Annotated in this window: 10 protein-coding genes; 6 read left to right on the top strand and 4 right to left on the bottom strand. The window is 65.1% G+C overall.

Annotation, left to right across the window (positions count from 1 at the left end; genetic code table 11):
- The first annotated feature begins 6 nt into the window (after positions 1-6).
- Positions 7-2,916 (top strand): DUF1592 domain-containing protein, encoded by a 2,910-nt coding sequence (locus VT84_RS29290; RefSeq protein WP_082841990.1) that lies wholly within the window; start codon positions 7-9, stop codon positions 2,914-2,916.
- 33 nt (positions 2,917-2,949) lie between these two features.
- Positions 2,950-4,290, top strand: coding sequence for a DUF1552 domain-containing protein (locus VT84_RS29285; RefSeq protein WP_082841989.1), 1,341 nt, complete (start codon positions 2,950-2,952; stop codon positions 4,288-4,290).
- An 85-nt stretch (positions 4,291-4,375) separates the two neighbouring features.
- On the opposite strand, the gene VT84_RS29280 is transcribed toward VT84_RS29285, so the two are convergent.
- The gene (locus VT84_RS29280) at positions 4,376-6,274 is read right to left on the bottom strand and encodes a G8 domain-containing protein (protein ID WP_052556522.1); all 1,899 of its coding nucleotides are present in this window, start codon (positions 6,272-6,274) and stop codon (positions 4,376-4,378) included.
- A gap of 194 nt (positions 6,275-6,468) precedes the next feature.
- On the opposite strand from VT84_RS29280, the gene VT84_RS42530 reads away from it, so the two are divergent.
- Both VT84_RS42530 and VT84_RS42525 read left to right on the top strand, forming a co-directional pair.
- The gene (locus tag VT84_RS42530) at positions 6,469-6,993 is read left to right on the top strand and encodes a helix-turn-helix domain-containing protein (RefSeq protein WP_052552795.1); all 525 of its coding nucleotides are present in this window, start codon (positions 6,469-6,471) and stop codon (positions 6,991-6,993) included.
- Complete coding sequence (locus VT84_RS42525) at positions 6,971-7,537, top strand: IS630 family transposase (protein ID WP_410000371.1); 567 nt, start codon at positions 6,971-6,973, stop codon at positions 7,535-7,537. The genes VT84_RS42530 and VT84_RS42525 overlap by 23 nt, the downstream gene beginning before the upstream one ends.
- A gap of 125 nt (positions 7,538-7,662) precedes the next feature.
- On the opposite strand, the gene VT84_RS29270 is transcribed toward VT84_RS42525, so the two are convergent.
- Positions 7,663-8,127 (bottom strand): hypothetical protein, encoded by a 465-nt coding sequence (locus VT84_RS29270; protein WP_052556520.1) that lies wholly within the window; start codon positions 8,125-8,127, stop codon positions 7,663-7,665.
- Between the two features lie 141 nt (positions 8,128-8,268).
- Between VT84_RS29270 and purE the strand changes: the two genes are divergently transcribed.
- Both purE and VT84_RS29260 read left to right on the top strand, forming a co-directional pair.
- The gene (gene purE / locus VT84_RS29265; RefSeq protein WP_052556518.1) at positions 8,269-8,817 is read left to right on the top strand and encodes a 5-(carboxyamino)imidazole ribonucleotide mutase; all 549 of its coding nucleotides are present in this window, start codon (positions 8,269-8,271) and stop codon (positions 8,815-8,817) included.
- A gap of 103 nt (positions 8,818-8,920) precedes the next feature.
- Complete coding sequence (locus VT84_RS29260; protein ID WP_052556516.1) at positions 8,921-10,015, top strand: 5-(carboxyamino)imidazole ribonucleotide synthase; 1,095 nt, start codon at positions 8,921-8,923, stop codon at positions 10,013-10,015.
- Between the two features lie 131 nt (positions 10,016-10,146).
- On the opposite strand, the gene VT84_RS29255 is transcribed toward VT84_RS29260, so the two are convergent.
- Positions 10,147-10,713: a hypothetical protein gene (locus tag VT84_RS29255; RefSeq protein WP_082841988.1), complete on the bottom strand. Its 567-nt coding sequence runs from the start codon at positions 10,711-10,713 to the stop codon at positions 10,147-10,149.
- Between the two features lie 93 nt (positions 10,714-10,806).
- Complete coding sequence (locus VT84_RS29250) at positions 10,807-13,179, bottom strand: heme-binding protein (protein WP_082841987.1); 2,373 nt, start codon at positions 13,177-13,179, stop codon at positions 10,807-10,809.
- Between the last annotated feature and the right edge of the window lie 134 nt (positions 13,180-13,313).

Raw genomic sequence — 13,313 nt, 5'->3', positions numbered from 1 at the left:
CGCTTCATGATCTCCTTCCGACTTCCGTTCGCCGTACTCGCGCTGCTGTGCGCGGCGGCGCCGGTCCGGGCCGCCGACCCGCTCGAAACCGCGTTCGACCGCGACGTGAAGCCGTTCCTCAAGCAGTATTGCGCCCGCTGCCACAACGCGGACAAGCAGACTTCTGGCGTCCGCGTCGATCACCTCGACGCGAAGTTGGAAGACCGTCACCTCAAACTGTGGGAACACGTCCTGGGGCAGACGAAGGGCGGCGCGATGCCGCCAGAAGACGCCAAACAGCCGACCGCCGACGAGCGCAAGAAGGTGGTCGAATGGGCGGAACAGGCGCTGAAAGTCGCCCGGCTGCGCCCGACGCCGAAGAACGGCAGCGTGCGCCGACTCACGGTCGCGCAGTACCGCAACACGCTCCGCGAACTGCTCCTGCTCGAAGACAACCTCGCAGAGGTGCTGCCGCCGGACGCGGTTTCGCGGGACGGCTTCGTGAACAATCAGGAAACGCTCCAGATCTCCCCGCTGCTTCTGGAGGCGTACTTCGACATCGCGGACCAGGCGCTGACCCGCAGCATCGTCGACCCGAAGGCGGAACCGGTGGTCCAGAACTTCCGCGTGGACCTCGGCGCGGGGATCAACGCGAAGCCGATCGCCGATGAGCTGATCCTCGGCGCGGACAGCTTGCTCCTGGACAAGCGCGATTTCACGGTGGAGCAACTCAAGCCGAACAAGCCGTTCGCTTACGAACCGTTCCTGATGCAGACGAAGTACCGCTTCATCGAGGGTTACCAGGGGAACGACACGGTCCGTGGGTGGCGCGAATACGACAGCATCTATCACTCGGTGTTCGCGTGCATGCGCGGCAGCCACGGGTACCCGAAGGGCCGCGCGTACAGCACGGTGCCGCAAGGGTTACTGCTCCGACCCGCGATCCCGAGTTCGGAAATCTTCGGCCAGGACAGCACCTACGGGCCGAAGGCCAACTTCAAGATCGCGCTGCGGGAACTTCCAGAACACGGGCGATTCCGCGTGACGGTTCTGGCCGCGAAGTACGACGACGGGTTGTTGCTCGACGCGGGCACGAAGCCCGCTGAGACGAACGAAACCGTCTCGATACGCGATCTGAAAGCGCCCCAAACCGTGACCGTTCCGCGTGCCGGCATTTATCAGGTCGATGTGTTCACGACGAAGGCCGCCAAGCCCGCCGAACTCACGCTCACCCTGGGTGCGCGCCACTTCACCGGCACGCCCGGTCAATCCGCGTTCCTCGCGGTGCGCCTGCCGGCCGGGGCGCTCATGGTTGGTGTGAAGGGAGCGGTACCGGAGCGGGTCGCGTTCACCCCACTGGACGCGGACAACGAGTTGGCGAAGCGGTTCGAGACGTTCGAGAAGCGGTCCCCGCAACTCGGCGTTCACCTGGGGTTCCGGCGCGATTGTGGCAGCACGCTCGCGCCCGTCGGCGAACCGCACGCGGTCCGCGACACGAAGCTCACCAAGTTCGTGTTTGAAGGAGCGATTCAGAACTACCCGGACCCGAACGTGGAGAAGGACAACGTCAACTACCTCGCCGGCGTTCGCGAAATCGGGGTACGGAGCGAGTACACCGACGGGCGCGATATGCCGCGGTTGCTGATCCGCGCCGTGGAGTTCGAGGGGCCGCTGTACGACACGTGGCCGCCCGAGTCGCACCGGAGCATCTTCCCGAACGACGATCAGATGCCCGAATCCGCGCGACAGGTGATTCGCGACTTCGCGACACGCGCGTTCCGCCGCCCGGTGACCGCGGAAGAGGAAAGAGCGTTTATCTCGGTGTACGAGAAAGCCACCAAAAGCGGCGCACGCTTCCGAGACGCAGTGAAGGACGCGCTTCAGGCTGTGTTGGTTTCTCCGCAGTTCCTGTTCCTGATCGAAACGAGCCGCACGCCCGAAGCCGAACCACTGGACAGCTACGAGCTGGCGTCGAAGCTCTCGTACTTCCTGTGGAACGGTCCCCCTGACGCCGCACTTCTGAAGTCGGCCGCGAATGGCACGCTACCAAAGACACTGGACGCAGAAGTCGCGCGGATGATCGCCGATCCGCGGTTCCGTCAATTTACGGGTGCGTTCGCTTCACAGTGGTTGGCGCTCGATAAGTTCGCCGTCCTCGAGCCGGACCGCAAGCGGTTCCCGAAGCTCACTCGTGATACTCGTCGGGAACTGGCCGAAGAACCCGTGCGGTTCTTCGAGTACCTACTCCGAAACAACCTACCGGCGCGGAACTTGGTCGCGTCCGATTTCGTGCTCGCGAACGAGGTAGTGGCGAACTACTACGGACTCGGGGACCGGACCGAGAGCGGGTTCCGGTTTGCGCCGATTCGCCACGGCCGACCTGACCTGGGCGGGCTACTTACGCAACCGGCGATCCTCGCCGGGCTGTCCGACGGGCGCGAGTCGAACCCGGTGAAGCGCGGCGCGTGGCTTGCCCGCAAGATCGTGGCCGAACCGCCGGACGATCCGCCGCCGAACGTCCCCGCGCTGAAGGAAGACACGAAATCCGCTTCCCTCCGGGAGCGCCTCGAACGACACCGTAACCAGCCCGGTTGTGCGCAGTGCCACTCGAAGGTCGATCCGTGGGGCGTGCCGTTCGAGGAGTTCGACGCCGCCGGGCGTTTCAAGACGACCAAAGTGGACGCGCGCTCGACGCTGCCGGACAAGACCGAGATCGCGGATTTCGCCGGGTTGCGGAAGTACCTCGCGGACGACCGCGTGGATCAGGTCGCGTTCAGCGTTTTGAAGCACCTGGCGATCTACGCGACCGGCCGCAACCTGACATACGGCGAGCTTGAGTTCCTGCGCAAAGATGCGTTAAGATTGAAGGCCACCGGGTACCGAATGCAGGATATGATCCGCTACATCGTGACCAGCAAGATGTTCCTCGAAAAGTAACCCCGCCCCACCCGCCTCCCTCGGACACGAGCCATGCCCACCGCACCGCAACTGGACCGTCGCGCGTTTCTTCGTGGGATCGGCGGGGCTGCGCTCGCACTGCCGGTACTCGACGCGATGGGCGCCGATGTTACTGCACAAGCGCCCCGCCGGTTCTGTGCGATTTACACCGCGAACGGCATGTCGCTGCCGCAGAAGACGCACGGGATCGACGAGTGGAGCTGGTTCCCGACCGCCGAGAAGAACGGCGCGTTCGTGTTCGGCAAATCGACCGAACCGCTGGCCCCGTTCCGCAAGAACGTCAGCTTCTTGGGCGGGCTGCACCACCCGAGCGGTCCCAAGGCGGACCCGCACGTGTGCTCGGACATGTGGCTCACCGGTGCGCCGCTGCACAACCCGAAGCCGGGCACGTACAACACGGCCAGCCTCGACCAGGTGGTCGCGCAGCACACGAAGAAGCACTGCCGCCAGCCCTCGCTGGTGCTGTCGATCGACGCGGGCACCGGGTTCCTCTCGCGCACGGGTACGATCGCGTACAGCCTCGAGGGGCGCCCGATCCCGGCGGAGAACAACCCGCGCCGCGTCTTTAACCGGCTCTTCCGCGGCGACCGCGACTCGATGAACGCGGAGCGCGAAAAGCTTCAAAAACAGATCAAGCTGGTGGACGCGGTTTCCGCGAGCGCCAAGACCCTCGACAAACAACTCGGCAAGTCCGACCGCGAGCGGATGGACCAGTACCTCACGTCGCTCAACGAACTGGAATCGCGGCTGATCGCGGCGGAGAAATGGGTCGACGTGCCGCTCAAGAAGCAGGACCACGCGCACCTGAAACTGGACGCCACGAACGAGAGCGCCCCGGCTGACTACTACCGCGTGATGTTCGACCTGATCGCGCTCGCGTTCGATGCGGACATCACCCGCTCGGTGGTGTTCATGCTCAACCGCGAGGACGGGATGGGCATCAGCGACACGTTCCCGATCAAGCTCGGGCTGGGTCACACGCACCACACGCTCTCGCACGCCGGGGACAAGGCGGGGCAACTGGCGTTCGCGAAGTACGACCTGTTCCTCAGCCAGCAGCTCGCGCACTTCCTGGGCCGGTTGGCGAAGTATCAGGACCGCGACGGTACCGTGCTGGACAACACCATCGTGCTGTACGGCAGCGGTGCGAGCACGACGCACACTCCCAAGAACCTGCCGACGCTCGTGGCCGGCGGGTCGAAGATGGGCCTCAAGCACGGTACGCACTGGAAGAAGGACGACGCCCGCATGTCCAACATGTACCTCAGCATTCTGCGTGCGCTGGCCATCGAACAGGAATCGTTCGCGGACAGCACGGGCACACTGAGCGATTCGATTTTTACCCGCGCGTGAGCGTGCCATCGGCGCGCCCGGCGTAGTTCAACAGCACGATTCTCAACCGAGCCGTACCGTGCGCTCGACCGTGGCACCTGTGCGCCTATTCGACGATGACGACGTGCGGGCGAACCTCAATGTTCTTCGATTCGTCCTCCGCGTGCGCCTTCAAGCGCAACAATCCCTTGGGTACGCCGTCCAGCGTGACTTCCCATTCGGCGAAATTGTTTCTCACCGAGCGCGCTTCTTTGTTGTTCACGACCACGCGCCGCACGATCCCGTTGTCCGCGGTTGTTCCCTGTACCACGATACGGGCGCCGGCACGGTTCACGTGTGTGATGACCGTCGTGGGGGCCTGCTGATCGAGGATTTTCTCCTTGGAGCCCATTTCGGTCGTGGGATCCTCGTCGCCGTCCATGACCTTATCAATCCGCAGATTCTCGGTCCGTAAGACCGGCAGCCGCGACCAGGTTCCCGTACAAGACCCCCAGATTCGTAGGTCGCGGATGAGAAACGGGTTCCGCGGGTCCGGCCCGACCATCTCCGCTACGTCGGCCGAAACACTGGACCACTCCATTCGGATTCCTTGTGCGTCTGCGCCGTGGGCCTCGTTCCCCTCGAAGCGGACGAACGGTATCCGGCGCAGATCCTCCGTGCGGCGGGTACCGTCGGGTTGCGGCACCTCGAACACCGGGGCCTTGAACCAGTCCCGGGCCATCGGGTGAAAATGGTACCCGTGGTACGTGTCCGCCGACACGTTACGGGTCCACGTGTTGCGGCTGTTGGCCCACCAGAACCCGGCTCCATCGTTGCCGTCGCTGGGTAGCGTCTGCTTGGGCAGGGCGCGGCCCCTCGAAACCCCGGCGGCGAGGTTGTGGTCCAACACGTTGTGGACCTCGGTACCGTCCTCCATGAAGAACCCGTGGCCCACGCTCCGGTACCCGACACAATCACGGACCACGAGGTAGCTGGTGCCGTGAATGGTGAGGAACCGGTTGTGGCTGTCGTGGATCGAGGCCCCGAGGACGTAGCTCCCGCGCATGGTGTCGCCGCACAGGTGGTAGTGCAGGCTGTACCGGCCGAGCACGCCCTGCTTGCCCAGGTGCCGGAACTCGGCGTAACTGATCGCCCCGGTCGAGTGGCGGTGGTACATGGTGTGCCCCCGAGCGTGCTTGGGCTCCGCGGATTCGACGACCACGTTACGGCTGAGGTTGGCGACCACCGAGCGGTACTTCGTCTCCCCCAGGTGCTCGTACTCGAGCTCGCTATTGAGGTCGAGCCTCTTTCCATCGTTTTTTGTAATGACGCGCTCTTCCGTGTGCTTCGGCCCGGATTCGGCCCACCGCGCGGCGGTGATGATGATCCGGTCCCCGACGCGCCAGTCGGGGACCGCTTCGGTGAGGGTGATGAAGCGGTCCTCTTTGTCTGCCGCGGACCCGAGGCGCACCCAGGTCCGCGCCAGCGGGGTGCCGTGGAAGTCCATGCGCCCGCCGCAACAGACAATCGCCGGGGTGGACTCGCCGTCCAGTCCGACGTCGTGCAACCGGATCAGGGCGGTGCGCTTCGCCCCGATGGGCCGGTTCGGGGCGCCCACCTCCAGTACGGGGCGCTCGACCTCCGGGTCGGGCTTGCGGGCGTGGGACTCGCAGTCGAATCCGGACTCGGAATACGTTTCCCCCGCTCGGATCAGGATCAGGCCGACGTCGAGGCGGGTGTCGCGGTCCGGGTCGAAGGTCAGGGTGCCGGCGACGTTAATGGACCGGATCACAACACCGGATTTCGCGTCGTAGACCACGCGGTGCCCGGTCCGGATCTGGACGCGAGCGTCCGCGCCCGGAACCCGCCCACCTTCCCAGGTCGCGGTGGCCGACCACGGCCCGCTCCCCGCCGAACGAATGACCGATGGTAGTTCTTCGGCCGCGCGAGCGCTGTGGGGCGCGGCGAGAAGAACGACGGCGACGGCTAGTCGGGCGCCGGTTGCTGGGAGATACCGAAACGACATGGGCGAGGTCCAGTGAGTGGTGCGAGATCGGGGTACGGGGAAATGGGATTTCGGCGTACTGAACCGGGCGCGAATTGGTGCCCGGCACCTTGCTATTCTCAGCGTACCCTGGAGTGACACAATTTATCCTTGAGGAGCCTGGTGCTGTAGCGGAAGATCGGTGCTCACCGTAATCCGTTACCGGGAGAGGCTCCATGCGTCCCACGTACTCGTTCCCCGAGTCGGTTGTCGAAGCGATTGTGCGCGATCGGTACGGGCACCCGGACCCGCGCGTTCAGGAGCGCATGGAGATCCTGTGGCTCAAGAGCAAGAACGAGTCGCACGGGCGCATCGCCGAACTCGCCAACGTGTCCCGGTCCACGGTTCAGCGGACCTTGCACATCTTCGCGGCGAAGGGCCTCGATGGGATTCGGTCGTTCGGGTGGAAGGGACAACCCAGTGCCCTGACGCCACACGCGGCAACGATCGAACAGGAGTTCCGCAAGCACCCGCCTCACACGGCTCACGAGGCGGCGCGGCGGATCGAGGAGCTGACGGGCGTCCGACGAAAAGTGTCGCGGGTGCGCAAATTCCTCAAGGACGACCTGGGGATGAAGTGCTTGAAGGTGGCACCGATCCCGGTCCCGCCCAAGAAGACGATCGAGGAACACGCCCGAGCGCAGGCGGACTTTTTAAAAGGCGGACCTGGAACCGAAGTTGGCGGAGGCGCGGAGCGGTAAGCGGTCGGTGTACTTCGTGGATGCGTCGCACTTCGTATTGGCGTCGTTCCTGGGTTGGGTGTGGTGCTTCGTGCGGTTGCACGTGCGCGCGGCAAGTGGTCGGCAGCGGTACAACGTGCTGGGCGCGCTGAACGCGGTCACGCACGAACTGGTGACGGAGATCAACACGACGTACATCACCGCCACGTCGGTGTGCGCGTTGCTTCACACGATCGCGCGCCGGGCGGGCTCGGTGCCCGTCACGTTGGTGCTGGACAACGCCCGGTATCAGCGGTGCGTGTTGGTGCAGGACGCGGCCAAGCAGTTGGGGATCGAGCTGCTGTTCCTGCCGTCGTACTCGCCGAACCTGAACTTGATCGAGCGCCTGTGGAAGTTCGTGAAGAAGGACGTGCTCAACAGTCGGCACCATCAGGACTTCAAGAGGTTCCAGAGTGCCATCGACGGGTGCCTCGCGGATCTGCCGACCAAACATCGAGAGAAACTGGCGATTCTGTTGGCCCACAACTTCCAGACCTGGAACAATGTGTCACTCCTGGGCGCGTAAAGCATATCTTAATCCACTCGCTGACCAAGGCGAGGTTGCAATCCTGCTCGCACGGACGTGAGGTAGTAACCCGCGATGTACTAGAGCGAGGCGCCGGGCGACTGGCGGGCGAGATCGGGTACCGACTAAATCATCGGCGCGAACCCGCCGCCGTGTCGCGTGTTGAGCGCCGGTTGGAGTGCTTTCAGCCGTTTCTTCGACTCGGTCGCGACCCGGTTCGCGTTTGCGAACCCCATCGCCAACTCTTTCGATTCCTTCAGGCGCGCCGGGTTGTTGTCGACCATCTCCGCCCGGCGCAGAACGTCTTCTTCGCACTTAATTACGCTCGCCACTGCCGAAATAAGTTCCGCGTCCACGCCGTCGGTGGGCAGCTCGCGGAGCGCGTCGGTTTGTATGCGCACGAGAGCTACGTAGGCCGGCATGGTCTCTGCCTCGGGCTTCCGCGCGAGGATCTCGTTCGCTTGCTTCCAGTAGGCGTGCGTCGGGGAGGGCGGCGGGCCGTCCGTGCGCTGCACGTCCTGTTTCCCGAAGCACCCGCACGCGAACGCCACGAAATACACCGGTACCGCCCGGAGTGTGAACCCGCGCATGACTCGCCTCATCTGTCTGTTTGGGAGCCGGCGATATACCGCGCCGCGCCGGCAACGCAACCCCAACGCTTCCCGGAACGCGCGGGGGCGATACAATCGCGAAGTCGCCACATATACAAGTCACAATTCGGAGGCGACGCTATGACCGATGAACGCCCGACCCCCAACTCGCCGTCCACCGCGACCCTGCCCCCGCGCGTGGGGGTCATCATGGGGTCGCGCTCGGACTGGACCACGATGCAGCACGCGGCCGACGTGCTGAAGGAGCTCAAGATCCCGCACGAGGTGGAAATCGTGTCGGCCCACCGCACGCCGGACAAACTGTTCGACTACGCGGAGAGCGCGGAGGGGCGCGGGATCGAGGTCATCATCGCGGGGGCTGGAGGTGCGGCGCACCTGCCCGGTATGTGTGCCGCGAAGACCGTGCTGCCGGTGCTCGGGGTGCCGGTCGAGTCGGCCGTGTTGCGCGGCGTCGATTCGCTGCTCTCGATCGTGCAGATGCCCGCTGGTATCCCTGTCGGCACGCTGGCTATTGGCAAGGCCGGCGCGATCAACGCGGCGCTCTTTGCCGCTGCGATTCTGGCACTGAAAACGCCGAGCATCCGCGATGCGCTCAAACATTTCCGCGCCGCGCGCACGCAAGAAGTGCTCGACAACCCCAACCCCCGCGTGCAACCGAGCGGCGGGTAGAACACGGGCACAGTGCGCAGGTTAGGCGCCCGCGTTCATAAGAAGAAGGAGAAGCGGATTCCGCTGGGGCGAAGCCAGATCGCTGACGGGTGAACTACCAACTATGAGACTCGGCATTATCGGTGGCGGACAACTCGGGCGGATGATCGCGTTGGCGGGGTATCCGCTCGATATTCGGTCGACCGTTCTGGAACCGGGGACCGGTTCCTCTGCGGGGCAGGTGTGCGAGCACATCGCCGGTGAGTTCGACGACCTCCAGGCGCTCTACAAACTGGCTCAAGCGTCCGACGTGGTGACGTTCGAGTTCGAGAACGTGCCGGTCGAATCCGCCCGTTGGCTCGCCGAGCGCGTGCCAGTGTTCCCCCCGGCCCGTGCGCTTGAAGTGTCGCAAGAGCGGCTCGCGGAGAAACAGTTCTTCCAGTCGCTTGGCATTCCCACACCGCCCTTCGCAGCGATCGAGGACGAGGCCGATTTTCACCGCGCGGTCGCGGAGATCGGCCTGCCCGCCGTTCTGAAAACCCGGCGCTTCGGCTACGACGGGAAGGGGCAGGCGGTGATCCGCACGCCGGACGAGGCGAATGCGGCGTGGCAGAAATTGGGCGGCCGGCCCCTCATTCTCGAAGGGTTCGTGAAGTTCGATCGAGAGTTGTCGCTGGTCGCGGTGCGCGGGCGCGACGGGCAGATCGTCACGTACCCGCTGATCGAAAACGTTCACATCGACGGCATCTTGCACCGGTCGATCGCGCCCGCGCCGGACCTAGGCGAGGAACTAACCGAGCGCGCGGCCGAGTTCGCGGCCCGCGTGCTCACCGAACTGAATTACGTCGGCGTGCTGACGATCGAGTGGTTCCAGGACGGACCCAGATTGCTCGCGAACGAGATGGCCCCGCGGGTTCACAACTCCGGGCACTGGACCATTGAAGGCGCGCTGACGAGTCAGTTCGAGAACCACGTTCGCGCGGTGTGCGGGTTGCCGCTCGGCCGCGCGGACGCGGTCGGGTTCTCCGCGATGTACAACTTCATCGGCGACTCGCTGCCGACCGCAGCGGTGCTCGCGAACCCGGACGCTCACCTACATCTTTACGGCAAGTCCGCGCGCCCGGGCCGCAAAGTCGGACACGTCACGCTTCGTGCGAACAGCGCGGCCGAATTGCAGGAGAAGCTCCCGGAGTGGGACGTGCCGTTCGCTCGGGGGTGAAGAACCGAATCCCCCGGCCCCTTCCCTAAGAAGGAAGGGGGGAGTAGAGCAAATACAAAGACAACCTCAGACTGGTTTTAAGCCCCTCTCTTTTTAGGGGAGGGGTTGGGGAGAGGTTCTTCTTTCCCCGCTCAATGCTCGCCTTTCTTTTCGCCGCCTTCTGGTCCGTGGCCTTCAGCTCCGTGGCCACCGGCGCCGTGTTCTTCTTTCCCGTGGTGCATTTCCTCGGCGTCTTCGCGCCGTTCCAAAACGGCCTTGCGGAGCGGCCGGAGAGCAAACACATCCAGGACGCGCGGGCCGTCGGTGCGGTACGCGAGGTACGCCGGGCGCCCGCGCGACAGGTCGTTCGACGACGCGAGGAACACGCGACCCAAGTGGGCGCGGAACCCGCCGAAGTCCGTTCCGTATGTACCGTCTTGAGTCGGCCCGGTTGCGGAACCGGGGCCGCGTGCGATGAGACTGTTGTTGCGCAGCGACCCGCCGCCGACGTACCCGCCCTGGTCGAATCGCGTGACGCTGGGAATCGCGTGCCGTTTCACGTTCAGCGGATAACCGGCACGCGCCGCAGAGTGCTCGATGTTCACGAGCGGGGCCGGCGTGCGTTCCGCGATCCGCTGAAGGAGCGGGCGGTCGTCGGCCCGTGAGGGCGCGGAAAATACGAAAGATGTAACGCCCACGAGGGCTAGTAAACGCCGCATGAGGGGCACCGGTAGCTTGGGGGAAAGAACGCGGGGGCGCAAGGAGCGACTTCGCCCCCGCGCTTTCGGCGTCACCCCAACTTATCGGCTCGCTCACCCCTCCGGGTTGCGGTTGAATTTTTGGTACGGCAATCGGACCCCGTTTACGAGGAACTGGTCCGCCCGAATCGGGTTCGGCGCCTCGAAGCCGGTCTGCCCGGCCACGGTCGTGACGTCGTCCTGGTCGACGCCGTCGCCGCTGACCCCGAACCCGCCCTGTAGGATGCCCGATCGGTACAGCGGCGAACTCCCGGGGAAGAACACGATCCCGTTCTGGTTGAGGACGTTGAACGGGCTGTGGAAGTTGGTGCCGGGGTTGAAGGAGTCGTGCCCGACCACGCTCTGGTACGCCGACGCCGGCAACGCGGCCCCGGTCAACAAACCGGTAAATCGGTTCGTACCGTTCGGGTCGTCGTTGAGCTGCGAGAACGGTCCCGGCGGGGCGGCGTCGATACCTTCCGGGAACCGCGGTTCGCCGAGGTACCGGAACGTGCGGTTCGTGAGTGCCGCTCCCGTTGGCAGCCCCTGGACCTGGTCGATCAACTGGAGCTGCGTCGGGTTCGCGTAGTAGGCCACGTTGCGCGACTTCGCCACGGCCACGTCGATGGAGAACACGGTCGCGTCCGGCTGGCGGAACAGGCCGACGACGTTGCCCTGGCGGTCGGACACCGCGAACACGAACTTGGCCCGCGTACCGAGCGGCACCCGGATCGCGGCGCGGGTCTGGTTCGCCTGCTGGATCGAGTTGGCGATGATCGCCGTCACTTCGTCGGCGGTGATCCCGTCGCCGTCGTGCGGGGTCACCAGCCACCCTTCCGGGACCGCTTTTCCGCCGCGGAGCGTGATATCGTCGGCGGTGTTGGCGATGCCGTCGGCGCCCGCGTTCACGATCTGGTTGGTGCCGTCGTTCGCGCTCCCGCGGCCCACCAGGTTGGCAACGTTTTGCAGTTGCTTTCCGCCCTCGATCGCACCGCCCTTACCGAACACATCGAGCTGGATGCCGACGAGGTCGAGGCGCCCGGTCGGGAGCCCGAAGCCGGTCGGCAGCGCGACACCGCCGAGGTCGTCCACCGGCATGGTGGGCGTGCCGTCCACGCTCGCGCGGGTTCCGCCCACCGCGGCGAACGCGATCCACTCGGCTTCCAGCGTTCGGTCCGCTTTCGTCGGGTCGAACGTGGCGCTGAGCGACGAGTTCTCCTCGGTCGCGTACCCGGTCTTCCCGGGGAAGAACACGCCGATGCCGCCGACCACCTGCCCGTTCTTGTAAATCGGGATGCCGCCGGGCAGGGTCGCGATCCCGCGGGACTGGGCGCCGGTAAGCAGCCCGCTCTGGAACCCGTAGGAGTCCGGCGAGGTGAGATCCTGACCGGCGGGGACGTAGGTCGGGTCGATGTTGAACCGCTGCTCCAGTCGCACGTCGTCCGCGGTGCCCTTGATCCCGTCGACGCCGACGTGGAACGTGCCGTCGCGGTTCGTGTGCTCGATCTGGAACAAGTCGACTTGCGGCGTGTTCGCCACGCCCGGCGGGAAGTGACCCTTACTGCCGACCGGCGAGACGAACCCCGGCCCGCGCACGGTCGAGTTCGGGTCGGTGATGTTCGGGTTCGAGTTCACCTCGCGCTCGGTGATGGTGGACTGGCTGATGAACTGGACGGTGCGCGAGGTAAGCGGCCCCTGGTTGTTGGCGAAGTACGCCCCCGTGAGCGCTTTCGCATACGCGCCGTCGATCGCGAACACCAAGTTGTTCACGTTACTGGTGATCTCCGCCGCGACCCCGCTCTCGACCCGGACCCCGAGGATCTGACCGTTCCGGTCCGTGATGACGATGATCGCGTCCGAACTGGCGGACGCGGCGGCGGCCCGCTTGAGCAGCGCGTCCACTTCGGACGCGGTCATCGTTTCTTGCGGCGTGGAGACGGTCGTCCCGACCGGGAGCGAGCCGAGTAGTCGGTCCCCCGCGTTCGGCTGCACAACGTCGGTCGGCTTCACCTTGAAGAGATCGTTCTGCCCGCCGGCACCGTTGAAGGTGTTCACCCCGGTCCCGCCGAATAACACGTCGCGCCCGGCTCCGGCCGTAAGGGTAGCGGCCCCTCCACCGGCAATGAGCTTGTTCGTGCCGTCGCCGCTGTTGATCGTCGCCGGCTGCGACACCTTCGGGGAAATTATGATCGAGTCGTTCCCCGCGCCGCCGTTCACCGCGATGCTCGTCACCGAGGACGAGGCGAAGTCACCGATGTTCGTGGTGCCGTCGAACACGCGAAGGGTGCCCCCCTCGTTCACCACGCGGATACGGTCGTTGCCGTCGGTCCCGGTGATCGTCAGCGCACCGGCCGCGAGCGCGGCGGTCGAAAGCAGCGACCGCTCTTCGAGTGATTCGCACTGAAGGGCGGTTCGCCGCGAAGCGGCTCGGTCGGTCGCAGTGTGCATGGCCCGGCCCGCGTGGTCGGAAATGGTTCCTTGATCGGTATCGGACGCGGCGGAATCGTCCTTTATGGATTTCTCGGCTTATTGCTCATTCGTTGCATAATCGGAAGAATCCTCATGACCGTCTCGTCGTGTAC

Source organism: Gemmata sp. SH-PL17, from assembly GCF_001610855.1.
GTDB lineage: Bacteria > Planctomycetota > Planctomycetia > Gemmatales > Gemmataceae > Gemmata > Gemmata massiliana.
This window is presented reverse-complemented; position numbering and strand designations above follow the sequence as displayed.